The 23254-nt window shown below is 69.8% G+C and carries 19 protein-coding genes, 1 tRNA gene and 1 pseudogene; 13 read left to right on the top strand and 8 right to left on the bottom strand.

The features are described from left to right. The 5 genes and pseudogenes from AAG801_RS25575 to AAG801_RS25555 all read left to right on the top strand — a co-directional run. A pseudogene (locus AAG801_RS25575) lies at window positions 1-129 on the top strand (phenylalanine--tRNA ligase subunit alpha); the annotation flags it as partial. A 13-nt stretch (window positions 130-142) separates the two neighbouring features. After that, entirely contained in the window at window positions 143-2569 is a 2427-nt protein-coding gene (pheT, locus tag AAG801_RS25570; RefSeq protein WP_341890907.1) for a phenylalanine--tRNA ligase subunit beta, read from the top strand. Window positions 2570-2580: 11 nt separating this feature from the next. Further along, window positions 2581-2943 (top strand): integration host factor subunit alpha, encoded by a 363-nt coding sequence (locus tag AAG801_RS25565; RefSeq protein WP_341890906.1) that lies wholly within the window; start codon window positions 2581-2583, stop codon window positions 2941-2943. Between the two features lie 34 nt (window positions 2944-2977). Then, complete coding sequence (locus tag AAG801_RS25560; RefSeq protein WP_341890905.1) at window positions 2978-3421, top strand: MerR family transcriptional regulator; 444 nt, start codon at window positions 2978-2980, stop codon at window positions 3419-3421. Between the two features lie 45 nt (window positions 3422-3466). Next, window positions 3467-3543: transfer RNA gene (locus AAG801_RS25555), tRNA-Pro, on the top strand. Window positions 3544-3979: 436 nt separating this feature from the next. Here AAG801_RS25555 and AAG801_RS25550 read toward each other — a convergent pair. Further along, window positions 3980-4867: a helix-turn-helix transcriptional regulator gene (locus AAG801_RS25550; protein ID WP_341890904.1), complete on the bottom strand. Its 888-nt coding sequence runs from the start codon at window positions 4865-4867 to the stop codon at window positions 3980-3982. Between the two features lie 206 nt (window positions 4868-5073). Between AAG801_RS25550 and AAG801_RS25545 the strand changes: the two genes are divergently transcribed. Beyond that, window positions 5074-5463 carry a nuclear transport factor 2 family protein gene (locus AAG801_RS25545; protein WP_341890903.1) on the top strand — a complete coding sequence of 130 codons (390 nt, stop codon included), beginning with the start codon at window positions 5074-5076 and terminating at the stop codon, window positions 5461-5463. Between the two features lie 526 nt (window positions 5464-5989). Here AAG801_RS25545 and AAG801_RS25540 read toward each other — a convergent pair. The 6 genes from AAG801_RS25540 to AAG801_RS25515 all read right to left on the bottom strand — a co-directional run bounded on the left by AAG801_RS25540 (window position 5990) and on the right by AAG801_RS25515 (window position 11740). Further along, a complete protein-coding gene (locus AAG801_RS25540; protein WP_341890902.1) occupies window positions 5990-6604 on the bottom strand; it encodes an RluA family pseudouridine synthase in 615 nt (204 codons plus the stop codon). Further along, window positions 6601-7821 carry an MFS transporter gene (locus AAG801_RS25535; RefSeq protein ID WP_341890908.1) on the bottom strand — a complete coding sequence of 407 codons (1221 nt, stop codon included), beginning with the start codon at window positions 7819-7821 and terminating at the stop codon, window positions 6601-6603. The genes AAG801_RS25540 and AAG801_RS25535 overlap by 4 nt, the downstream gene beginning before the upstream one ends. Continuing rightward, the gene (locus AAG801_RS25530) at window positions 7809-8492 is read right to left on the bottom strand and encodes an NAD(P)H-binding protein (RefSeq protein ID WP_341890901.1); all 684 of its coding nucleotides are present in this window, start codon (window positions 8490-8492) and stop codon (window positions 7809-7811) included. The genes AAG801_RS25535 and AAG801_RS25530 overlap by 13 nt, the downstream gene beginning before the upstream one ends. A 20-nt stretch (window positions 8493-8512) precedes the next feature. Beyond that, entirely contained in the window at window positions 8513-10015 is a 1503-nt protein-coding gene (locus AAG801_RS25525; protein ID WP_341890900.1) for a DEAD/DEAH box helicase, read from the bottom strand. A 141-nt stretch (window positions 10016-10156) separates the two neighbouring features. Next, complete coding sequence (locus tag AAG801_RS25520; protein WP_341890899.1) at window positions 10157-10573, bottom strand: hypothetical protein; 417 nt, start codon at window positions 10571-10573, stop codon at window positions 10157-10159. A gap of 15 nt (window positions 10574-10588) precedes the next feature. Beyond that, window positions 10589-11740: an MFS transporter gene (locus AAG801_RS25515; RefSeq protein WP_341890898.1), complete on the bottom strand. Its 1152-nt coding sequence runs from the start codon at window positions 11738-11740 to the stop codon at window positions 10589-10591. A gap of 216 nt (window positions 11741-11956) precedes the next feature. Here AAG801_RS25515 and AAG801_RS25510 point away from each other — a divergent pair, with 216 nt between their 5' ends. The 7 genes from AAG801_RS25510 to AAG801_RS25480 all read left to right on the top strand — a co-directional run bounded on the left by AAG801_RS25510 (window position 11957) and on the right by AAG801_RS25480 (window position 22607). Beyond that, the gene (locus tag AAG801_RS25510) at window positions 11957-13429 is read left to right on the top strand and encodes a PAS domain S-box protein (protein WP_341890897.1); all 1473 of its coding nucleotides are present in this window, start codon (window positions 11957-11959) and stop codon (window positions 13427-13429) included. A gap of 17 nt (window positions 13430-13446) precedes the next feature. Then, on the top strand, window positions 13447-14274 hold the full coding sequence (locus tag AAG801_RS25505; RefSeq protein ID WP_341890896.1) for a response regulator: 828 nt from the start codon (window positions 13447-13449) through the stop codon (window positions 14272-14274). An 80-nt stretch (window positions 14275-14354) separates the two neighbouring features. After that, on the top strand, window positions 14355-16019 hold the full coding sequence (gene ettA, locus AAG801_RS25500; RefSeq protein ID WP_341890895.1) for an energy-dependent translational throttle protein EttA: 1665 nt from the start codon (window positions 14355-14357) through the stop codon (window positions 16017-16019). 215 nt (window positions 16020-16234) lie between these two features. After that, window positions 16235-17881 carry a hypothetical protein gene (locus AAG801_RS25495; protein ID WP_341890894.1) on the top strand — a complete coding sequence of 549 codons (1647 nt, stop codon included), beginning with the start codon at window positions 16235-16237 and terminating at the stop codon, window positions 17879-17881. A 182-nt stretch (window positions 17882-18063) separates the two neighbouring features. Then, a complete protein-coding gene (locus AAG801_RS25490; protein ID WP_341890893.1) occupies window positions 18064-20673 on the top strand; it encodes a zinc-dependent metalloprotease in 2610 nt (869 codons plus the stop codon). A gap of 99 nt (window positions 20674-20772) precedes the next feature. Then, the gene (locus AAG801_RS25485; RefSeq protein ID WP_341890892.1) at window positions 20773-21828 is read left to right on the top strand and encodes a histidine kinase; all 1056 of its coding nucleotides are present in this window, start codon (window positions 20773-20775) and stop codon (window positions 21826-21828) included. After that, a complete protein-coding gene (locus AAG801_RS25480) occupies window positions 21825-22607 on the top strand; it encodes a LytTR family DNA-binding domain-containing protein (protein ID WP_341890891.1) in 783 nt (260 codons plus the stop codon). Before AAG801_RS25485 ends, AAG801_RS25480 begins: the two co-directional genes overlap by 4 nt. Before the next feature lie 13 nt (window positions 22608-22620). Here the strand turns inward: AAG801_RS25480 and AAG801_RS25475 are convergent, their stop codons facing one another. Beyond that, entirely contained in the window at window positions 22621-22839 is a 219-nt protein-coding gene (locus AAG801_RS25475; RefSeq protein ID WP_341890890.1) for a hypothetical protein, read from the bottom strand. Between the last annotated feature and the right edge of the window lie 415 nt (window positions 22840-23254).

The following is a 23254-nucleotide window of genomic DNA, read 5'->3' as shown; positions in this document are numbered from 1 at the left end:
GACCCGGAGCGCCACATCGGCTTCGCCTTCGGCATGGGGCCGGACCGGCTGACCATGCTGCGCTACGGCGTCAACGACCTGCGCCTGTTCTTCGAGAACGACCTGCGCTTCCTGTCGCAGTTCAACTGAGCATCCGAGAGCCATGCAGTTTCCCGAATCCTGGCTGCGCGAGTTCTGCAACCCGCCGATCTCCAGCGCCGAACTGTCCGACCTGCTGACCATGTCCGGCATGGAGGTGGAAGAGGCGCGCCCGGCCGCCCCGCCGTTCACCGGCGTGGTCGTGGCACAGGTGCTGTCGGTCACTCAGCACGCCAACGCCGACAAGCTCAAGGTGTGCGAGGTCGACGCCGGCACCGGAGCGACGCTGCGGATCGTCTGCGGCGCGCCGAACGTGCGTGCCGGCATCCGCGTGCCCTGCGCGCTGGTGGGCGCGCAGCTGCCGCCGGCGGATGACGAAAAGGCGGACGGCAAGCCCTTCGTGATCAAGCTCGGCAAGCTGCGTGGCGTGGAGAGCCAGGGCATGCTGTGCTCGGCGCGCGAGCTGAAGCTCTCCGAAGACCACGGCGGCCTGCTGATCCTCGACGATGCGGCGCCAGTGGGCGTCGACATCCGCGAGCACCTGCAGCTCGACGACACCATCCTGACGCTGAAGCTCACGCCCAACCTCGCGCACGGCCTGAGCGTCTACGGCATCGCGCGCGAAGTCGCTGCGCTGACCGGTGCGCCGCTCAAGCAGCTCAGCTTCCCGCCGGTGAAGCCCAAGCACGACGCAACGCTGAAGGTGAAGGTCGAGGCGAGCGATCTGTGCGGTCGCTTCTCCGGCCGCATCGTGCGCAATGTCGACACGACCGCGAAGACCCCGGCCTGGATGGTCGATCGCCTGGCGCGCTGCGGCCAGCGCTCGGTCACCGCGCTGGTCGACATCTCCAACTACGTGATGTTCGAGTACGGCCGTCCCTCGCACATCTTCGACCTCGACAAGATCCACGGCGGCCTGACGGTACGCTGGGGCCGCGCCGGCGAGACGCTGGAACTGCTCAACGGCAACACCATCGAGGTCGATGAGAAGGTCGGCGTGATCGCCGACGACCAGGCAGTCGAGTCGCTGGCCGGCATCATGGGTGGCGAGTCCACCGCGGTGTCGGACGCGACGCGCAACGTCTACGTCGAGGCGGCGTTCTGGTGGCCGGAGGCCGTGGCCGGCCGCTCGCGCCGCTACAACTTCTCGACCGACGCCGGCCATCGCTTCGAACGCGGCGTCGATCCGGCGCAGACGGTCGAGCACATCGAGCGCATCACGCAACTGATCATCGACATCTGCGGCGGCGAGGCCGGCCCGATGGACGATCAGGTGCTCGCCCTGCCGAAGGCCGAGCCGGTGCGCCTGCGCGTCACGCGCGCCGCCAAGGTGATCGGCATGCCGATCACGCAGGCGCAGTGCGAGGGTGTGATGACCCGCCTCGGCTTGCAGTTCAGCAGCGAGCCGGGCATCGTGACGGTCACGCCGCCATCCTGGCGCTTCGACCTGAAGATCGAGGAAGACCTGATCGAGGAGGTGGCCCGTGTGATCGGCTACCGCCTCCTGCCGGACACGCCGCCGCAGGCGCCAGTGACGGCCCATGTGCGCACCGAGGCGCAGCGTGGCCTGAGCGCGGTCCGGCACACGCTGGCCGGGCTGGGCTACCAGGAGACGATCAACTTCAGCTTCGTCGAGGAGCGCTGGGAGCATGAACTCGCCGGCAATCCCGACCCGATCCGCGTGCTCAACCCGATCGCCAGCCCGCTGGTGGTGATGCGCTCCAGCCTGCTCGGCAGCCTGGTGGCGGTGCTGCAATCGAACCTGGCACGCAAGGCCAGCCGGGTGCGCGTCTTCGAGACGGGCCGCGTATTCCGGCGCGATGCCTCCGTGGTCGATGCCGACCGTGCAGTGGCCGGCGTCGCCCAGCCGCGCCGAGTCGCCGGCCTCGCCTGGGGCCGGGTCGATGCGCTGCAGTGGGGCAGCAAGGAGCGCGCGGCCGACTTCTTCGATGCAAAGGGCGACGTCGAGGCGCTGCTCGCGCCACGCAGCGCGGTGTTCGTTGCGGACGAACATCCTGCGATGCACCCGGGCCGCTGCGCGCGCATCGAAGTGAACGGGCGAGTCATCGGCCATGTCGGCGAACTGCACCCGCGCTGGCGGCAGGGCTACGAGTTGCCGTCCGCGCCAATGCTGTTCGAGCTCGACCTGGACGCCGTGCTTGAGCGCGACGTGCCGGTCTTCACCGCGTTGCCACGCCAACAGGCCGCGGTGCGCGACATCGCCGTCGTCGCCGGCGAGCAGGTGACCCACGCGGCGCTGATGCAGGCCATCGGGGCCGGGCCGAGCGGGCTGGTGCGTTCGGCGCGCCTGTTCGACGTCTACAAGCCGTCCGCGCCTTCGGCCGACATGCAGCCCGGTGAGCGCAGCCTGGCCGTGCGCCTCGAGTTGCTTGACGACGAGACCACCCTGACCGACGAGCGTATCGATGCGGCCGTGGCCGACGTCATCGCACGTCTGGGCGCCGGCCTGGGTGTTCGCTTGCGCGGCTGAGGCAGGAGACCATGAGCGACAACGACAAGCCCCGCGATCGTGTCGTCCTGCCGACGATCGAGACGCCCACGCTCACCAAGGCCGAACTGGCCGACCTGCTGTTCGAACGCCTCGGGCTGAACAAGCGCGAGTCCAAGGACATGGTCGAGGCCTTCTTCGAGATCATCCACGGCACGCTGGTGAAGGGTGAGGACGTCAAGCTGTCGAGCTTCGGCAACTTCAACATCCGCCGCAAGGCGCCACGCCCCGGGCGCAATCCGCGCACCGGCGAGGCCATCCCGATCAAGGCGCGCAACGTCGTCACCTTCCACGCCAGCCACAAACTCAAGGGAGTCGTGCAAGGCGACATACCTTCCGGGGAGGAGTTCGAGTAAAGTCTAGCTTTCTCTTGGGATCTTATTGATTTTGATGGAGAAAGCGCTCCCTGCCATCCCCGCCAAGCGCTACTTCACGATCGGTGAGGTGAGCGAGTTGTGCGGGGTGAAGCCGTACGTGCTGCGGTATTGGGAGCAGGAGTTCACGCAACTCAAGCCGATGAAGCGCCGGGGAAACCGGCGCTACTACCAGCACCACGAAGTGCTGCTGATCCGGCGCATCCGTGAACTGCTCTACGAGCAGGGCTTCACCATCAGTGGTGCCCGGAATCGTCTGTCCGAAGGCGGCGTTCCACGTGACGCGGGCACTTCGCCGATGGTCGACGAGCCCGACGAGGTCATCGACATGAGCGACTTGCTTGACGACGCCGCCCCCATGGAGACAAGCGCCATCGCCGACGGACAGCAGCGCACCGTTCTGACACCGGGCGAGATGCGCAGCGAGTTGCTGGCCATTCGTGCGCTGTTGATGCTGTGATCCCTCTGGGAGACCCGACGCACGGGCTATAATCACCAGCTTCGTCGGGGTGTAGCGCAGCCTGGTAGCGCACTTGCATGGGGTGCAAGGGGTCGCGAGTTCGAATCCCGCCACCCCGACCAATGAAATCAACGGGTTAGCTCTCACAAGGAGCTAACCCGTTTCTTCTTTCAGGCCACTGGCAACAGAATTTTGTGCCGTCGTCTTGGGATGCCGTGGGCTCGCTTGAGCCCTCGCTCTGGGCGGGGTCGATGTTGCGGCGGGGCGACGGATCCGGATAGTGCGCGCGCCCGGAGAGCCGCGGGCTTGCCGCAGCCGTTCACCGAGGGTCGCTGGCCGCAAGAGGGCAGACCGTCGAGGCGCGTTGCCAAATGGCGGCTGAGCGATCGCACCGGCTGCTGGACGAGTACTGCTAGGTGTCGGTCGACGACCCGGAAGACGGTGTCCGGAAGGCATCCTCCTGGCCCCCATTCCATCCTCCTGGTCTGGCCGCAAGAGCCGGCCCTGGAACTGACCGCTGTCGCGCGGCCTCGATCGCCGGGGGCGCCGACGAGAGGTTTACGGCGCGGTGGTTTGCTGCCGCCGGAACTCTGCCGGCGTGCCACCGACTTCGCGCCTGAAGAACTTGCCGAAGTTGGTGGCCTCGTCGAATCCCAACTGCTCGGCGATGGTGGCGACGGGCAAGTCCGTGTGCACCAGCAGGCGTTTCGCTTCCAGGACGATCCGCGCCGAAATGAAGGCCTTGGCGGTCGTGCCCACCGTAGCCGTCACGGCGCGGGTCAGGCTCTTCTCCGTGCAGGCGAGTCGGTTGGCATAGTCGGCCACCTGATGCCACTGCGCGAAGCGTTCGTCCACGAGCTGCTGGAAGCGCCTGAAGCGCTGCAATGCCGGGGACATCACCGGCTCTTGGGCTCGCTGACGACCGTGCAGGATGCTCAGGCGAGTCAGCAGCGCATGGAGCTGGTGGCGCAGCAGTGCGTTCACATCGTCAAACGGGGCCTCGAGCTGTGCGTCTGCGTGCATCTGCTCGATCGAACGTGTCACGGTCCTCAGTTGCGTGCTGTCCAAGGCAATGTGTTCCGGCAGCCTTTGCAGATCGACCGCGAGCTTGAGGCTGCGCGTCGCGCCCGCGACGGGCAGGACAAACTCGGGTCGGAACAGCACGTTCCATCCATCCCAGTCCTCGTTGCGCCCGTAGTTGTGTGCCTGCCCCGGGCGTATTGCAAGCAGCGATCCGGGCGCACAGCGGATGGGCTCGAAGTCGATCACCTGGGTGCATGTGCCCTGCGTGACGCACACCAGCGTGTGGAACTCGTACTGATGGGTTGCTCGCACCTCTTCGCTGCGGTCCCGCTCCCGCAGTTCGGACATCGTGAAGGCCTCGAGGTCCAACGGGTAGATGGCTCGGGGCAGATAGCCCAGGCGCTTGATGAGGGAGGTTTTCATCGTCGGGGGAATCCCGGCGCCGACGGTCCTTACCGGGATGCTGCAAGTTGTTGTCGGCGGATTGTCCGTAATGTATCAGCCTTGGTCCGAGTATCACCTTGGATAGCTCGCACCAGGTGTCCAATAATAACCATCAGTCGCCATGCAGAGCGTGATGGCTGGACACCCCGTGAACGAACTCGCCACACTCCCACAGGAACTGCCTCATGAACAACATCGACATCGCCAAGACGTACATCAAGGCCGTACAGACCGGTGACCAGGCAACGCTCGGCAGCCTCATCGCGGCTGACGTGATCTGGCACCAGCCTGGCAACAACCAGTTCTCCGGCACTCATCGCGGCATGGCCCAGGTGGGGCCGATGCTGGGCAGGATGATGGAGGTGTCGAAGGGAACGTTTGCGATCACGCGCGCCGACCACTACATGGCCAACGGCGACTGGGTGGCGATCACGCTGGAGTTTGCCGGCGAGGCCAACGGCCTCAAGCTGCGGCAGCCCGGCGTGGACCTGATCCGCGTCGAGGGCGGCAAGGTCGTCGAAGTTCGACTGTTCTCCAGCGATCAGGCGCAGGAGGATGCGTTCTGGGGGCGCTGAATCAGCGCTTCCCCGGGGTGGGCTGATGTGTTCGCCGCCGCCAGGTCCACCACGGCTTCGGTCTGCGGTGCGCGGCCACGCGCCGGCGGTGGTCGCCCGTCAGATCCAGGACCTTGAGCAATCGCTCGGCGTTCGGCTGCTGCATTGCATGGTGCGCCTGCGCGCCCCAGGGACACGTCTGCCTGCCATCGAGCTCCTGAACCCTGACGAGGGCGACCGCAAGATCGAGAGGTCACGCCTGCCTGGTCCGTCATTTCGAACGACGACGAGACGGCGTCTCAAGTCGCGTTGGCAGGCGCGGGCCTCACCTTGCTGCCTGAGCTTGCATTGACCGCGCGCATCCATGGCGGACAGCTGCGCCGCGTACATGCACCGTGGGTCAGCGCCGATGGATTGAGGCTCGTGGCCATCGAGGCCTGCCCACCGCCCTGCCTCTGCGAGCACGGCACGAGTGAACCGCAACGACCGCCGCCGAACACCGACGCTGCGTACCCGCCCTCCGTCGAGCGCTGGGCGAGGCCCCGTATCAGAAGGGCACGTCGCTGGCGTAGACGCGCGGCGTGTGCTCGAACGGATGGATGAAGGCGAGCCCGTGGGCGTGCAAGGCGAGCCGGGGCATGGCGGCCTCGATCTCGGGCGAGGCGTACAGCGGGTCGCCGAGCAGCGGATGGCCGATGGCTGCGAGGTGCACGCGCAGCTGGTGCGAGCGCCCGGTGCGAGGCTGCAGTTCGACGCGGGTGTGTGCGCCGCTCCGCTCGAGCACACGCCAGCGCGTGAGCGCGGCCTTGCCGTGCTCCCGGTCGACCACCTGTCGCGGCCGGGCCAGCCAGTCGGCCGCCAGCGGCAGGTCGATCTCGCCGTGGTCGGCGGCCAGCTCGCCGGCCGCCAGCGCCACGTAGGTCTTGCCGACCAGGCGCTGCTCGAAGGCACGGCTCAATGCCCGCTGCGCCTCGATGCCGCGGGCGAACACCACCAGGCCGGAGGTGCCCATGTCGAGCCGGTGGACGACCAGCGCGTCGGCATGCAGTTCGCGAATGCGGTGCCACAGGCAGTCGTGCAGCTCGACCGGCCGTCCGGGCACGGTGGGCAGGCCGGGAGGCTTCTCGGCAATGATGAAAGCCGGGTCGACGTGCACGATCATGGCTGCTGAACCAGGGCATCGCGCCGCGCCAGCGCCGGGAACCACTTCACCCACAGCGCGGCGATCGCCATCGAGCCGATGCCACCGAGCACCACCGAGCCGACCGGCCCGAGCAGCGCCGCCGTGGCGCCCGACTCGAACTCGCCGAGCTGGTTGGACGCGCCGATGAACACCGAGTTGACCGCACTGACACGGCCGCGCATCGCCTCCGGCGTCTCCAGCTGCACCAGCGACTGGCGGATCACCACGCTGACCATGTCGGCCGCGCCGGAGATGGCCAGCAGCAGCATCGACAGCCACAGCCAGGTCGACAGAGCGAAGCCGAGCGTCGCCGCGCCGTAGACGCCCACGGCAGCGAGCAGCACGAAGCCGGCGCGACGCTGCACCGGCCAGCGCGACAGCAGCAGCGCCATCGTCAATGCCCCCACCGCGGGAGCGGATCGCAGCAGGCCCAGGCCCCAGGGGCCGACGTGCAGCACGTCCTTCGCGAACATCGGCAGCAGCGCGCTGGCGCCGCCGAGCAGCACAGCGAACAGGTCCAGCGAGATCGCGCCCAGCACCACCGGTCGCCGCCAGACGAAGCGCACGCCGGCCAGCAGCGTGTCCAGCGTCGCGCCGCGCGGCCCCGACGGTGCATGCTCGTAGCGCACGGCCAGCACCAGCGCGGCGCCGAGCGCGAACAGTGCGGCACTGCTCGCATAGACCGCGGTCGCGCCGGCGACGTAGACGAAACCGCCGATGGCCGGACCGGCAATGATCGCGCCCTGCATGCCCGCCGAGCTGAACGCCAGTGCACGCGGCAGCATCTCCAGCGGCACCAGCAGCGGCGTGATCGCCTGCTGCGCCGGCAGCTGGAAGGCCTTGGCGGTGCCGATGGCGATCGACAGGCCGAGCAGCAGCTCACGGCTCGCCCAGCCCTGCGTCGCCGCCAGAGCGAGCGCGATCGCGACGCCGGCCTGCAGCGCCATGCAGGCGGCGAGGATGCGCGCGCGGTGGTAGCGGTCCAGCACATGGCCGGCCACCAGCACCAGTGCCAGCGAGGGCATGAACTGCATCAGGCCGACCAGGCCCAGGTCCCAGGCGCTGCCGGTCAGGTCGTACATCTGCCAGCCGATCGCCACCATCAGCATCTGGTTGGCGGCGGTGCCCCACAGGCGCGCGAACCAGAAGCGCATGAAGGCGCGCTGGCGCCACAGCGAGTCGCTCAACGCGGGCAGGCTCCCTGCATGCGGGCCGAGCTCAGCCGGTGCACGCCCGGCTTGCCGCTCATCGTCGCGGCGATCAGCGCGGCGGCGACGTCGCGTGCGTCGATCGGCCGGATGCCCTTGGGCACCAGCGGCAGCACCGGGCGCAGCAGGCGCATCGCCCAGACTTCGCCGGGCCGCTCGCGCTGGCCGAGCGAAGCGCGGTCGCCGACCAGCAGCGAGGGTTGCGCGAAGCTCACTTCCTCGTAGCCGAGCGCGGCCACGTCGGCTTCCATCTCGCCCTTGACGCGGTTGTAGAAGACCCGCGACTCTCGGTCGGCGCCGAGTGCGGAGACGATGGCCAGTCGCTTGGCGCCGGCTTCGCGCGCGAGCCGCGCGACGGTCAGCACACGGCCGTGGTCGACGAGGCGGAAGGCCTCCTGCGAGCCGGCGGCCTTGATGGTCGTGCCCAGCGCGATGTAGACGTCGTCGACACGCGGCAGGCGCTTGAGGTGCGCGAAGTCGACCTGGTGCAGGTCGAGCTTGGGGTGCTCGGCGATCCCCGGCGCCGCGCGGCGCAGCAGCACGTGCACGCGCGCGATGCCGGGGTGGTCGAGCAACTGAGGCAGCAGGGCCCTGCCGACCAGTCCGGTGGCGCCGGCGAGCAGCGCGGTACGGGGCGGGGCAGGGTGACCGGGTGCCATGCCCACCACTGTACTGACTGTCAGCGCGGCTTGGGTTGCGTCAGCCGCGGTTGCGGCTTGCCGCCGCCGCCGCCGCTGCGGTTGCCGTCGGCACGTGCCGGTGCCGGTGCTGCGGCACGGTTGCCGCCTTGCGCCGGAGCCGCCGCGCGGTTGCCGCCCTGTGCCGGCACGTGGCCGCCGTGCGCTGTGCGCGGCGCCGGGGCGCGCGCGTCCTGGCGCGGCCGGTCGTGGTGGCGTGGCTCGTTGCCACCGCGCTTGTCGCCGCCACGCGGCGCACCGGAGCCGCCACGCGAAGGCGCGTGGTGGCGGTGGCCGCCGCGGCCGGCGCCTTCGCCGATCACCATGCGGCCGAGCACGATCGGCTCGGCCTTCTCGCCGCTGGGCGGCTCGAAGCCGGGCACGACTTCCTTCGGGATCTCGCGCTTGATCAGCTTCTCGATGTCGCGCAGGAAGATGTTCTCGTCGACGCAGACCAGCGAGACCGCCTCGCCCTGCGCGCCGGCGCGGCCGGTGCGGCCGATGCGGTGCACGTAGTCCTCGGGGACGTTGGGCAGCTCGAAGTTGACGACGTGCGGCAGCTGGTCGATGTCGATGCCGCGCGCGGCGATGTCGGTCGCCACCAGGCAGGTCAGGTCACCCGACTTGAAGTCGGCCAGCGCCTTGGTGCGTGCGCCCTGGCTCTTGTTGCCGTGGATCGCCATCGCGCTGATGCCCTGCTTGAGCAGGTGCTCGACGAGGCGATTGGCGCCGTGCTTCATGCGCGTGAAGACCAGCACCTGGTGCCAGTCGTTGCTCTTGATGAGATGGCACAGCAGGTCCTTCTTCATCTCGCGGCCGACCGGGTGGACCTTCTGCGCGATGGTCTCGGCGGTCTGGTTGCGGCGCGCCACCTCGATCAGCGCCGGCTTGTTCAGCAGCCGGTCGGCCAGCGCCTTGATCTCGTCGCTGAAGGTGGCGGAGAAGAGCAGGCTCTGCTTCTTCGCCGGCACGATGGCCAGCACCTTCTTGATGTCGTGGATGAAGCCCATGTCGAGCATGCGGTCGGCTTCGTCGAGCACGAAGATCTCCACGTGGCTCAGGTCCAGCGTGCGCTGGCCGTGGTGGTCGAGCAGGCGGCCCGGCGTGGCCACGAGGATGTCGACGCCGCGCTTGAGTCGGTCGATCTGCGGCTGCATGCCGACGCCGCCGAACATCACCATGCTGGTCAGGCCGCTGTACTTGCCGTAGTGGCGCACGCTCTCCTCGACCTGCGCGGCGAGCTCGCGCGTCGGCGTCAGGATCAGCGCGCGGATCGGCACGCGGCCGCGGGCGTCCTTGGTCGCAGGCTGGGCCATCAGGCGGTGCAGCATCGGCAGCGTGAAGCCGGCGGTCTTGCCGGTGCCGGTCTGGGCGCCGCCGAGCAGGTCGCCGCCTTGCAGCACGACCGGAATGGCCTGCGCCTGGATGGGGGTGGGGGTTTCGTAGCCCTGTTCGCGCACGGCGCGCAGGAGCGGCTCGGCCAGGCCGAGGTCGGTGAAATTCATTCGGAAGGGGGCTCGATGACGAGCCGTTGTCGCGACCTGCTGCGGCCTCGAAGGCTGCACCAGTCGGAAGGCGCGGGGGCGTGGGAACGATGTCGGTACGACGAGCGCTGCGGCGACTGGTCTCGCGGCGCGAAGCGCATTCTAACCGGCCTGCGCGGAAGGCATCGCCTGCCGGTCTTTCAGCCTCAGCCAGCCACGTGCGACGCGGTAGATCGCCCAGACGCCGAGCGCGAACAGGCCCACCACCCAGGTGGCGATGCCCACCAGCACCACCGCCAGCACGGCGGACACCGCGGCGATGATCAGCGCCCACAGCAGCGCCCACCAGAAGGTGCGGATCTGCCAGTCGAAGTGCGACTCCAGCCAGGTGCCGCGCGCCTCGCTGCGCTTCACGTAGTTGATGATCACCGCGACGATCGACGGCCAGCCGAACAGGAATGAGCCGAGCACGCTGGCCGCGCCGAAGGCGCCGATGGCCAGGCCCAGCGCGTGCAGCGCGTAGACGATGTGCGCGATGCGCACCAGCGAGGGCGAGGCGTCGAGGGTGGTGCTGTTCATGGCCTCATGATGCCATCAGGCCCGGCTCAGCGCAGCACGGCGAGTGGCTCCGGCACGCAGCGTCAGCCAGCCGGCCACGGCGAAGGGCGCACCGACCCAGGCGAGATGGTCGAAGCCGATTCGCAGCGCAGCCGGCCCGCCGATCGCCGCGCCCAGCGCGGTGCCCAGGTAGAGCATCGAAGTGTTCAGCGACAGCAGGATCGGTGCTTGCGCCGGCGCGATCGCCGCCAGGCGCGACTGCTGCGGCGCCATCATGCCGAAGCCGGCGATGCCCCAGACCACGAACACCGCCACCATCAGCGCATGCTGGCCGCGCGTCAGCGGCACCAGCAGCATCATGAAACCGAGCACGGCGAGTTGCATGGTCAGCGTGCGCTGCGCTCCGTAGCGGTCGTTGGCCCAGCCGCCGATCAGTGTGCCGGCCACGCCGGACAGGCCGAAAAGCATCAGCGTGAGGCTCATCGCCTCGGTCGACATCGGCACCAGCGCCTGCAGCACCGGGCCGATGTAGGAGAACACGCAGAAGATCGCGGTGAAGTACAGCAGCGTCAGTGCAAGCACCCAGGCGACCTCGCGGCGGCGCAGCAGTGCGCCCAGGCCGGTGAAGCTGGCACCGGGCGCGGCGATGTCGCGCGGCAGCACGAACACCAGCACCAGGCTGGCCACGCCGCTCAGCCCGGCGACCAGCGCGATCGGCAACTGCCAGCCATGGCGGAAGCCGAGCCAGGCGCCCAGCGGCAGGCCGATCACGTAGCTCAGGCTGATGCCGATGAACACCAGCGACAGCGCGCGCCCGCGCCGCTCGGGCTCGACAAGCGCCACGGCAATGCCCGCCGCCACCGCGGTGAACACCGCGCCCACACCCATCAGCACCCGCCCGGCCAGCAGCGCCGGCAGGTTGCCGGCCAACGCGCACAGTGCATTGCCGAGTGCGAACACCGCCAGCGACACGCACAGCACGCGCCGCCGCGGCCAGCCGCCGGTGAGCACCAGCGCCAGCGGCGCGAGCACGGCAGTGGACAGCGCGTAGACCGTCATCGCCTGCCCGGCCGCCGCCACGCTGACCTGCAGCGAGGTGGCCATCGGCGCGAGCACGCCGCTGAGCACGAACGCGCCGGTGCCGATCAGCAGGTTGCACAGGGCGAAGAGATAAAGCAGGCGGGGCATGTGGCACACGGCAAGACGAGCAAGCACCGTAGCAGAAAGGCGAGTGCGGCGCGCTTTGCGGTCGGTGCGCAGTGATGCGCGTGATGAATCAGCGTCTTCATTTGATCGTGATCCTCACTACTGCGAGCGAGATTCCGTCGGACCAACCCCGCGCTTGCCCCGGCCTGCTGCGGCATATACATTGACTCATGTCATGAAGAAGAGCGCGAGCCACGGATGCAGATGGCGCTGAGTGAACTGCTGGTCGACCACTCGCCTGATGCGCTGGTCGCCACCGACACCAAGGGACGTGTGTGTCTATGGAACCGCGCGGCGCAGCGCGACTTTGGATACCGCGCCGACGAGGCCGAAGGGCAACTGCTGGCGGACCTGATCGTGCCGCGCGAGCTGCACGACGACGAGGCGGCGTTGCGCCGGGCCGCGCTCGACGGCGTGGCCTCGCGCCACGAGGTCATGCGCCATCGCAAGGATGGCGTGCCGCTGTACGTCAACTGCAGCGCCAGCGCCGTGCGTGATGCGCAGGGCCGGGTCACCCATCTCGCCTGCCACCTCAGCGACGTGACGCGGCACCGGGCGCGGCGCGATGCCGAGTTCGTGCATGCGCGCTTCCAGGCCGTGCTCGACCGCGCACCGGATGCGATCGTCATCGTCAACGGCACCGGCCGCATCGTGCTGTTCAACGCGCAGGCCTGCGCGATGTTCGGCCACGAGGCGGCGGCCGTACTCGGCGAGCCGATCGAGATGCTGCTGCCCGAGCGGCTGCAGCGTTCGCACCTCGGCCAGCGGGTCGGCTACCTCGGCGCGCCGCGCATGCGTGCGATGGGCGAGGGCCGCGAGCTGCACGGCCGGCGTGCCAACGGCGACGAGTTCCCGGTCGAGATCAGCCTGAGCCCGGTCGAGACCGAGGCCGGCCGGCTGGTGATGAGCGCGATCCGCGACATCAGCGAGCGCAAGCGCTTCGAGCGCGCCCTGCAGGAGAAGAACGTCGAGCTCGAGCGTGCCAGCCGCGCGAAGGACCGCTTCCTGGCGACGATGAGCCACGAGTTGCGCACGCCGCTGAACGCCATCATCGGCTTCACCGGGTTGATGTTGATGAAGCTGCCGGGCCCGCTGACCGCCGACCAGGAGAAGCAGCTCGGGCTGGTGCAGTCCAGCGGAAAGCACCTGCTGTCTCTGATCAACGACCTGCTCGACCTGGCGAAGATCGAGTCCGGCCGTGTCGAGCTGGTGCTCGAACCGGTGGCCTGCGATGCCGTGCTCGACGAGGTGGTGCAGACGCTGCGGCCCACGGCCGACACGAAGGGCCTGTGGCTGCGCATCGAGGCCGACGCTGCGCCGCCGCCGGTGGTGCGTGCCGACCGCCGTGCGCTGCAGCAGATCCTGATCAATCTGGCCGGCAACGCGCTGAAGTTCACCACGCAGGGCGGTGTCACCATCGCATTGCGCGAGGCCGAGGGCCGCGTCACGATCGCCGTGCACGACACCGGCATCGGCATCAGCGCGCAGGACCGTGCCAGGCTGTTCGGTGCCTTCACGCAGGTCGGCGAGCCGCGAGCCCGACGCGCCGAAGGCACTGGCCTCGGTCTGCACCTGTCGGTCAAGCTGGCCGAGCTGATGGGCGGCCACATCGCCGTCGAGAGCGAGCCGGGCCGCGGCAGCGTGTTCACGCTGAACCTGGCCCGCGCCTGATACGGCGCCACCTTGCCATGGCGCGCATCCTCGTCATCGAAGACAACGTGATCAACCTCGAGTTGATGAACTACCTGCTGCACGCCTGGGGCCACGAGACGGCCGACGCCGTCGACGGCGAGGCGGGGCTCGCCCAGGCGCAGCGCGAACGCCCCGATTTGATCGTCTGCGACATCCAGCTGCCCGGCATCGACGGCTACGAGGTCGCGCGGCGCCTGAAGGCCGAGCCGTCGCTGGCCGGCGTGCCGCTGATCGCGGTGACGGCCTACGCGATGGTGGGCGACCGCGACCGTGCCCTGCAAGCCGGCTTCGACGGCCACTTCGCCAAGCCGATCGACCCCGCGGCGTTCATGGCGGCGTTGGCGCAGTTCCTGCCCGGCGCCAGCGCAGCGCCGCCGGCGCCGTCCGCGGCGCCGCCCGCGCAGGGCCTGGATCAGCAGCCGCTGCCGCCATCGCTGCGTGCGCCGGCGCCGGGGCTGGTAGTGCTGATGGTCGACGACACCGAGGCCAACCTGTCGTTCAAGCTGAGCCTGCTCGAGCCCGCCGGCTACAGCGTGCTGACGGCCCGTGGCGGTGTCGAGGCGCTGGCGCTGGCCCGCTCGCAGCGTGTCGACCTGATCCTGGCCGACGTGGTGATGGCCGGCGGCAGCGGCTTCGAACTGCTGGCCGCGGTGCGTGCCGACCCGGCGCTGCGCTCGCTGCCCTTCGTCTTCCTCACCGCCACCGCGCGCGACGACGGCTCGCGCGAGCGCGGCCTGTCGCTGGGCGCCGATGCCTACCTGCTGCGGCCGATCGAGCCGGAGGGCTTGCTGACCGAGCTGCGCCTGCGTCTCACGCCGCGCTGAGCCGGCTGCGGCAGGGGCCGCCGCGCTGTCCGGGATAATCGCCGGATTCCCCGCCATCCTGCGCATCACCCGAGACCCCCATGGCCCAGTACGTCTACACCATGAACCGCGTCGGCAAGATCGTGCCGCCGAAGCGGCAGATCCTGAAAGACATCTCGCTCAGCTTCTTCCCCGGCGCCAAGATCGGCGTGCTCGGCGTCAACGGCTCGGGCAAGTCGACGCTGCTCAAGATCATGGCCGGCCTCGACAAGGACATCGAGGGCGAGGCCGTGCCGATGCCCGACCTGAAGATCGGCTACCTGCCGCAGGAGCCGCAGCTCGACCCGGAGCAGAACGTGCGCGAGGCGGTCGAGCAGGGCATCGGCGGCGTGCTGGAGGCGAAGAAGCGCCTCGACGAGGTCTACGCCGCCTATGCCGAGCCCGATGCCGATTTCGACAAGCTGGCCGCCGAACAGGCCGAACTGGAAGCCGTGATCGCCGCCGCCGGCAGCGAGAACACCGAGCATCAGCTCGAGATCGCCGCCGACGCGCTGCGCCTGCCGCCCTGGGACGCCAAGATCGGCCTGCTCTCCGGCGGCGAGAAGCGCCGCGTCGCGCTGTGCCGGCTGCTGCTGTCCAAGCCCGACATGCTGCTGCTCGACGAGCCGACCAACCACCTCGATGCCGAATCGGTCGAGTGGCTGGAGCACTTCCTGCAGCGCTTCCCGGGCACCGTGGTGGCGATCACCCACGATCGCTACTTCCTCGACAACGCCGCTGAGTGGATTCTCGAACTCGACCGCGGCTTCGGCCACCCGTACAAGGGCAACTACTCCGACTGGCTGGACCAGAAGGAGAAGCGCCTGGAGGTCGAGCAGAAGAAGGAAGACGCGCGCATCAAGGCGATGAAGGAAGAGCTCAAGTGGGTGCGCTCCAACTCCAAGGCGCGCCAGACCAAGAGCAAGGCGCGCCTGGCGCGCTTCGAGGAACTCAGCGACGTCGACTACCAGCGCCGCAACGAGACCAACGAGATCTTCATTCCCGTCGCCGAGCGGCTGGGCAACGACGTGATCGAGTTCAAGGAGGTCAGCAAGAGCTTCGGCGACCGGCTGCTGATCGACAAGCTGAGCTTCAAGATCCCGGCCGGCGCGATCGTCGGCATCATCGGCCCGAACGGCGCCGGCAAGTCGACGCTGTTCCGCATGCTGCAGGGCGTCGAGCAGCCCGACTCGGGCGAGGTGCACATCGGCCAGACGGCCAAGCTGGCCTTCGTCGACCAGAGCCGCGAGAGCCTGTCGGCCGACAAGACGGTGTGGGAGGACGTCTCCGGGGGTCTCGACAACATCGTCGTCGGCCAGTTCGTGATGCCTTCGCGCGCCTACCTCGGCCGCTTCAACTTCAAGGGCAATGACCAGCAGAAGCTGGTCGGCCAGCTCTCCGGCGGCGAGCGCGGCCGGCTGCACCTGGCCAAGACGCTGGCGCGCGGCGGCAACGTGCTGATGCTCGACGAACCGTCGAACGACCTCGACGTGGAAACGCTGCGTGCGCTCGAGGAGGCGCTGCTCGAGTTCGCCGGCAGCGCGATGGTGATCAGCCACGACCGCTGGTTCCTCGACCGCATCTGCACGCACATCCTCGCCGCCGAGGGCGACAGCCAGTGGGTGTTCTTCAACGGCAACTACCAGGAGTACGAGGCCGACAAGAAGCGGCGCCTCGGCGAGGAAGGCGCACGGCCGCACCGGCTGCGCTTCAAGGCGCTCAAGTAAGCGACGGCTCGCCCCTCCACCTCGGGGGGTATGCGTCGATCTGCCCGGGCGCGGCCCCCGATCGCGGGTGAGCCGCGGCCCCACTGCGGCAGCGCGCTGTTCGAGAATCGGCGCAAACGCACGGCGATGCGCCGACTCATGAACATGCTGCCGTTGTCCGAGATCCTTCGAGCCGTGGTTGGGCCGCGCTCGAGCCGCGCGAGCTGCACCGTCCGATGACGGCAGCCGCCGCGACGCTCCCGCCGGACCACCCCCTCGCGCGCTTCCTGCCGCTGCGCCGCGCCGAGGCCGTGCTGCTGCGCGCCTGCCGGCATGGCGACATCGCGCGCATCGCGCTGCGCCGTCCGCGCGAAGCGAGCGCGGATGTGACGGTGCGGGCCTCGTTTCTCGCCGCGCTGGCGCTGATCACCGGCGCGCACCGGCAGAGCCGGCGCATCCAGTTGCTCGGGGCCTGGATCGAGGGCCGACTGGATCTTGGCGAGTGCGCGGTGCCGGCGAGCCTGTGGTTCTTCCGCTGCGTGTTCGACACCACGCCGCTGTTCGACGGCGCGCGCATCGCCGGCGGCCTGGCCTTTCCCGACTGCGAGCTGCCGGGGCTGCTGGCCGAACGCTGCCGCATCGAGCAGGACCTGGCGCTGAACGCCGGCTGCGAGATCGCCAGCGAAGTGCGCCTGCAGCAGGCTCGCATCGGTGGCGACTTCAACGCGACGCGGCTGACGCTCAGCGGCAACGAGGCCTCGCTGCCGGGGCGGCGAAGCCTGATGGCCGACGGCCTCGAGGTCGGCGGCGACGTGCGCATGAGCGAAGGCTTCGACGCTTCCGGCGAGGTGCGCTTTGCCGGCGCCCGCGTTCGTGGCGACTTTCTCGCCGGCAGCGCGCGCGTCAACGGCCCGGTCGACGCGACCGGTGCGCGCCGCTGCGCGCTGGTGCTCGACCGCATCCGTGTGCACGGCGACGTCCGCCTCGACGACGGCTTCGCCGCTGCCGGGCGGGTCAGCGCGAAGCGTGCACAGATCGGTGGCGACCTCGACTGCAGCGGCGCCGCCTTCGACCGCGTCGGCGACGCCGCCTGGGGCGACGGCATCTCGCTGGTGCTGGACCGTGCGCGCATCGGTGGTGCGCTGCGCCTGTGGCGGCTGCAGGCTCCGCTGCTCGGTGCCTCGTTCGCCGGCACGCGCGTGAAGTCGCTGGTCGACGATGCGGGCACCTGGGGCGAGCGCCTGGTGCTCGACGGCTTTGCCTACTCCCGTTTCGGCGACGGTGCGCCGCTCGACTCCGGCTTCCGCCTGGCCTGGCTGGAGCGGCAGCCCGGCTCGCACCTGGGCGAGGACTTCCGCATGCAGCCCTGGCAGCGTGTCATTCGCGTGCTGCGCCGCATGGGCCATGGTGCGGCCGCCGGTACGCTGGCGCTGCGCCGCGAGCAGAGGCTGCGCCGGATCGGGCGCATCGGCCTGTCGCTGCCCTCGGCGCTGCGCTGGATGGCCCGGGCCGGCCATGGCCTGTTTGGTGCGCTGGCGGGCTACGGCTGGCGGCCGCAGCGTGTGCTCGGCTGGTGGCTGCTGGCCTGGCTGGGCGGGGCGGCCTTCTTCGGCCTGGCCCATGAGGCCGGTGCGCTGAGGGCGCTCGGCGCGTCAGCCGCCGCGCCGTTCAGCCCGCTGGCCCACGCGCTGGACCTGCTGCTGCCGGGCATCGACCTGACCGAGCAGGGCGGCTGGGTCGCCGCGCCCGGCTCTGTGTCGGGCTTCGGCTGGGCGGAAGCCGCGCGCTGTGTCGATGCCACGCTGCGCCTGCTGGGCACGCTCCTGGCGGCGCTGCTGCTCGTCTCGCTGAGCGGCTGGGCCGACCGCGACCGGCAGCGCTGATCCGCCGCGCGCGGGCAGGTTCCCTCGCGCGTCAGGGGGACTGCCCGGATCACGCGGGCACGGAGCCTGCTGCAGAATCGTTCGCATCCGATTTCCGGCGAATCGCCGCCTTCTTCATGTCCACGTCTCTTCGACTTGCCGTCCTGACCTCGCTGGCATCGGCGCTCGCCGGCTGTGCAACCGTGACCACAACCGCCACGACGGCCAGCGCGGCTGCCGCACCCACCGCCGCCAGCGCGCCCGGTGCCGCAGCTTCAGCGCCCGCACGGCCCGATCCGACGGCGCCCAAACCCTTCGCCGAGATCATCAAGGGCGCGAAGCAGCAGGACGGCTACATCCCGGTGTGGCGCAGGGACGAGAAGACCTGGCTGGAGATCCCGGCGGCCGCCTTCGACAAGCCCTTCCTGCTTTCGGCCAACATCGCGCAGTCGATCGGCGAGCGCGGGCTGTATGGCGGCCAGATGGGCCCGTCGTGGCTGGCCACGTGGCGGCGTGTGGGCAACCAGATCCAGCTGATCGCGCTGAACACCGAGTACGTCGCCACCTCGGCGGCGATGCGCGCGACGGTGTCGCAGTCCTTCTCCAACAGCCTGCTGGCGGCCGGCGTGGTGGCCAGCGCGCAGCACCCGGAGCGCAAGTCGGTGCTGGTCGACGCGAGCTTCCTGCTCGCCGACCTGACCGGCTACTCGACCCTGCTCGAGCGGGCCTTCCGCCTGCCGTACGGGCTGGACCGCGCCAACTCGTCGATCGAGAAGGCCGGTGTGAGCGACGACCTGACGACGCTCGACTTGCGCCTGCACTTCGCGACGCCGCGCCTGCCCGCGCCGCCGCTGGTGCCGCCGCCCGTGCCGGTGCCGGCGCCGCCGTCGGTGCTGCCCGACCCTCGAAGCCTGTTCGTCGGCCTGGTGTTCAACTTCACGCGCCTGGCCGAGCAGCCGATGCCGGCGCGGGACGTCGACCCGCGCATCGGCCACTTCTTCGACACCGTCACCGACCTGACCACCGACCTGCTGGTCAGCCCGAAGCGCTTCCTGGTCAACCGCTGGCGGCTGGAGAAGGCGGACCCGTCGGCGGCGCTGTCGGCGCCGAAGCAGCCGATCGTCTTCTGGCTCGACAAGAACATCCCGACCACCTACCGCAACGCGGTGAGCGAGGGTGTGCTGGAGTGGAACAAGGCCTTCGAGCGCATCGGCTTCAAGGACGCGATCGTCGTCAGGCAGCAGCCGGACGACGCCGACTGGGACACGCTGGATTCGCGCCACGCCTCGATCCGCTGGTTCGTCGGCGCCGACGTCGGCTTTGCCCGCGGGCCCAGCCACACCGACCCGCGCACCGGCGAGATCATCGATGCCGACATCGCGATGAGCGACGTGTTCGGCCGCGGCGCGCGGCGTTTCCGTGTCGAGAGCGTGGGTGCGATGGCCAAGCCGTTCGCCGAGCCGATCACGCTGCCCTGGAGCAAGGCCGCCGCGCAGGCCTGCGAGTACGCCGACGCAGCCGCCAGCGAGTTCGGCTTTGCGATGGACCTGCTCGAGGCGCGCGGCGAGCTGGCCACCGACGGCCCCGAGGCGGAGGCCTTCGCGCAGTCGGTGGTGCGCGACACGATCATGCATGAGGTCGGCCACGTGCTCGGCCTGACGCACAACTTCAAAGCCTCGACCGTCTACACCCGCGCGCAGCTGCAGGACAAGGTGTTCACCGAGAAGAACGGCCTGTCCGGATCGGTGATGGACTACAACGCCTACAACATCGCGCTGGCCGGCGAGCGCCAGGCCAGCTTCAACAACACCACGCTCGGCCCCTACGACTACTGGGCGATCGAGTACGCCTACAAGCCGATCGCGCCGGCCGACGAGAAGCAGGAGCTGGCGCGCATCGCCGCGCGCAGCGGCGAGCCGCAGCTGGCCTTCGCCAACGACCCCGACGCCGGCGGCAGCCCCGCCAACGACGGCATCGACCCGCTGGTCAACCGCTTCGACCTCGGCGACGACCCGCTGGCGTACTACAGGAAGCGGCTGCAGCTCTCGCGCGAGCTGTGGCAGCGCGTGCAGGAGCGCACCCCGCAGCCCGGCGAGGACCCGATCCGCCAGCGCCGCGTGCTGCTGTCGGGCTTCACCGCACTGAACAACGCGGCGGCACTGGTCGGCAAGTACGTCGGCGGCATGTACACGGCGCGTGTGGTGCCGGGTGGCAGCGGCGCGCCCGCCTTCGTGCCCGTGGAGCCGGCGCGGCAGCGCGAGGCGCTGCAGTTTCTCGCCAGCGGCTTGTTCTCGGCCGACAGCTTCCGCTTCAAGCCCCAGTTCCTCGCCAGCCTGACGCCGGACTATCGCGAGTGGAACCGCGCCGGCCTGGTGAGCATCCCCTCGGCCGTGCTGCAGTTGCAGACGGCGGCGCTGGACCGGCTGCTCTCGCTGGGCACCGCCTCGCGACTGCTCGACCTGCCGCTGTACGTGGCCGAGAAGGATCGGCGCGACCTGATCACGCTCAACGAGGTCTACGGCACGCTGCAGCGCGCGGTGTGGAGCGAGCTGAAGACCGGCGGCGACATCGACCGCCTGCGCCGCAACCTGCAGCGCGAGCACCTGCGCCGCCTGCACGCGCTGCTGGTGCGCGTCAGCACGCCGCTGCCGGCCGATGGGCAGAGCCTGCTGCGCGCCAACGCCAGCACGCTGCGCGACGAGTTGCGCCAGGCGCTGGCGCAGCGGCGCTGGGGTGTGGAGTCGCGCGCGCACCTGCAGGAAGGTCTGGCGCTGCTCGACCAGGCGCTGAACGCCTCGATGCTGCGCAACTGAGGCGGCTCCGGCCGCCGTTCGCACCCGCCGGGCCGTGGCCCGTCGCAGCAACGGGCTGCGCCCATGGCGCGGGGCGGGGCGGCGCGTTATCGTGAGGCCATGAACCCCGCGCTCGACCGTTTCATCGCCTCGCTCAGCCTGGCGCGCGTGCTGGTGGCGATCGGGCTCGCGGTGCTGGCGGCAACGCTGCTCAACCCGGTGTTCGTGACGCCATACCCGGTGCTGCTCGGCCGCATGCTGGTGATCGCGCTGCTGTTGCTGCTGGTGTTCAGCGCGGCTGGCTTCTGGCCGGTGCAGTGGGCCCCGCCCTGGCTGGTGCAGGTGATCGCGGTGGCGCTGGCCGCGCCGGTGGCCACCTACCTGGTCTACCTGCCGTCGGTGCAGGGCCAGGTCTTCGAGGTGCTGAAGCATGAGGGCCGCCTGAGCGGCTTCGTGCTGATCACCGCCACCGTGCTGGTGGTCGCGCCGCTGCTGGCGCTGGGCGCGCTGTACCGCGAGCGCGATGCGCAGGCGCGCAACCAGGCGCTGACCTTCGCGCTCGAGCGCAGCCAGCTCGAGCGCCAGGCGCTGGACGCGCGGCTGCGCCTGCTGCATGCGCAGATCGAGCCGCACTTCCTCTTCAACACGCTGGCCAACGTGCAGGCGCTGGTCGAGAGCGGCTCGCCGCAGGCCCCGCTGGTGCTGAAGAGCCTGATCGCCTACCTGCGTGCGGCGATGCCGCGGTTGGACGACCAGAACGCCACGCTGGGCCACGAGCTGGCGCTGGTGCGCGCCTACCTCGAACTGATGCTGATGCGCATGCCCGACCGGCTGGCCTTCACGATCGACGTGCCGGCCGAGGTGCAGGCCGGGCGCTTCCCGCCGATGGCACTGATCACGCTGGTCGAGAACGCGGTGCGGCATGGCATCGACCCGTCGGAGCAGGGCGGGCGCATCGACGTACAGGCGCGACGCGAGGCCGACGGAGCGCTGCGCATCGTCGTCGCCGACACCGGCATCGGCCTGCGCGACAGCGCCGCGCCGGGCACCGGCCTGGCCAACCTGCGCGAGCGGCTGGCCATGTTCTTCGGTGCGGGCGCCCGGCTGGAACTCGCCGAGAACCCGCCGCATGGCGTGGTGGTGACGCTGGTCTGCCCGGCCAAGGAGGCGCCGTGAACGCCACTGCACTGATTGCCGACGACGAGCCGCTGCTGCGTGAGCGTCTGCGCACGCTGCTCGCGCGCGCCTGGCCGCAGTTGCAGGTGCTCGCCGAGGCCCGCAACGGCCGCGAGGCGGTCGAACTGTTCGACCAGCACGCGCCGCAGATCGTCTTCCTCGACGTGCACATGCCGGGCATGAGCGGCATCGAGGCGGCGCGCTCGATCGCCCGGCGGGCGCAGCTGGTCTTCGTCACTGCCTTCGAGCAGTACGCGGTGCAGGCCTTCGAGCAGGGTGCTGTCGACTACCTGGTCAAGCCTTTCGACGAGGAGCGCCTGGCCGATACCGTGCAGCGGCTGCAGCAGCGCATCACGCAGGCGCCACAGACGGCGCCAGTCGCGCCGGCCGGGTTGGAAGCGGTGCTCGACGGCCTCTCGGCCGAACTGCAGCGCCGGATGGGGAACGTGCCGACCTACCTGCAGTGGATCAAGGCCTCGGTGGGCCAGAGCGTACGGCTGATCCCGGTCGATCAGATCGCCTACCTGAAGGCCGACGAGAAGTACACGCTGGTGGTGTGGGAGGGTGGCGAGGCGCTGATCCGCAAGACGATCCGCGAACTCGCGGACGAGCTGGACCCGTCACGCTTCGTGCAGACGCACCGCTCGGTGATCGTCAACCTGCACCAGGTGGTGCAGGTGACGCGTGGCCCCAACGAGACAGCCGAGGTGCAGCTCAAGGACCGGCGCGAACTGCTGCCGGTCAGCCGCAGCTACCTGCACCTGTTCCGGCAGATGTAGGGTCACGGCTGCCTCACTGCAGCTGGCGCGCGGTCGGCTCGAGCGAGGCTTCGTTCTGCGCCAGCGGCGACGGTGCTGCGTCGCGAGTTCCGATCACGGTGACGGTCGGCAGCATGACCACTGGCGTGGATTGAGCCTCGGCCGCGTCGTCGATCAGCGCGCTGCCGATGGCCACGGTACCGCCGGCGAGCAGGCAGAAGGTCAGCAAGGCGGAGAAGATGCGGTCAATCATGGTGGGCTCCTTCGGGTGGCGACTCCGTGTCGCGTTGAGGTGAACTCTAGGAGCCAAGGCCTCACGCCGACAGCGGATTGCGACGAAGCGCGTTCTGGCGGGGATGAACTGCATCGCGTGCCGACGGCGGCTCTTGAACGGAGCTGCGTTGAAGCGGCAAAGGCGCGCCCGGGCAGGCTACGGCGCTTCGCCTCGGCGGTCGGTGCTTCGCGCCGACTCCCCTGCGATGCTCGGTCTCGTGGCCCATCGCAGAACTCACTACGCGACCTGCGGTCGCTGCGTTCGGACAACCGCGACGAGTCAGACAACGATGCGCGCTGCGCGCGCGGCCACGAGCCCTGTGCTTCTCGGCGCCGCAGAGGCGCGCCTCCCCCTGCCCGGGCGCGCCTTTGCTGAACCATCGGTGGCATGCCGG

It is taken from the genome of Variovorax sp. YR752 (assembly GCF_943372545.1).
This window is presented reverse-complemented; position numbering and strand designations above follow the sequence as displayed.

Bases quoted from the DNA above. Each gene is read 5' to 3' on its own strand.
- AAG801_RS25565 (WP_341890906.1), top strand. From the start codon at position 2,581: ATGAGCGACAACGACAAGCCCCGCGATCGTGTCGTCCTGCCGACGATC.
- AAG801_RS25505 (WP_341890896.1), top strand. From the start codon at position 13,447: ATGGCGCGCATCCTCGTCATCGAAGACAACGTGATCAACCTCGAGTTG.
- AAG801_RS25475 (WP_341890890.1), bottom strand. From the start codon at position 22,839: ATGATTGACCGCATCTTCTCCGCCTTGCTGACCTTCTGCCTGCTCGCC.
- AAG801_RS25550 (WP_341890904.1), bottom strand. From the start codon at position 4,867: ATGAAAACCTCCCTCATCAAGCGCCTGGGCTATCTGCCCCGAGCCATC.
- AAG801_RS25530 (WP_341890901.1), bottom strand. From the start codon at position 8,492: ATGGCACCCGGTCACCCTGCCCCGCCCCGTACCGCGCTGCTCGCCGGC.
- AAG801_RS25525 (WP_341890900.1), bottom strand. From the start codon at position 10,015: ATGAATTTCACCGACCTCGGCCTGGCCGAGCCGCTCCTGCGCGCCGTG.
- pheT (WP_341890907.1), top strand. From the start codon at position 143: ATGCAGTTTCCCGAATCCTGGCTGCGCGAGTTCTGCAACCCGCCGATC.
- AAG801_RS25485 (WP_341890892.1), top strand. From the start codon at position 20,773: ATGAACCCCGCGCTCGACCGTTTCATCGCCTCGCTCAGCCTGGCGCGC.
- AAG801_RS25510 (WP_341890897.1), top strand. From the start codon at position 11,957: ATGCAGATGGCGCTGAGTGAACTGCTGGTCGACCACTCGCCTGATGCG.
- AAG801_RS25515 (WP_341890898.1), bottom strand. From the start codon at position 11,740: ATGCCCCGCCTGCTTTATCTCTTCGCCCTGTGCAACCTGCTGATCGGC.
- ettA (WP_341890895.1), top strand. From the start codon at position 14,355: ATGGCCCAGTACGTCTACACCATGAACCGCGTCGGCAAGATCGTGCCG.
- AAG801_RS25560 (WP_341890905.1), top strand. From the start codon at position 2,978: ATGGAGAAAGCGCTCCCTGCCATCCCCGCCAAGCGCTACTTCACGATC.
- AAG801_RS25520 (WP_341890899.1), bottom strand. From the start codon at position 10,573: ATGAACAGCACCACCCTCGACGCCTCGCCCTCGCTGGTGCGCATCGCG.
- AAG801_RS25540 (WP_341890902.1), bottom strand. From the start codon at position 6,604: ATGATCGTGCACGTCGACCCGGCTTTCATCATTGCCGAGAAGCCTCCC.
- AAG801_RS25545 (WP_341890903.1), top strand. From the start codon at position 5,074: ATGAACAACATCGACATCGCCAAGACGTACATCAAGGCCGTACAGACC.
- AAG801_RS25495 (WP_341890894.1), top strand. From the start codon at position 16,235: ATGACGGCAGCCGCCGCGACGCTCCCGCCGGACCACCCCCTCGCGCGC.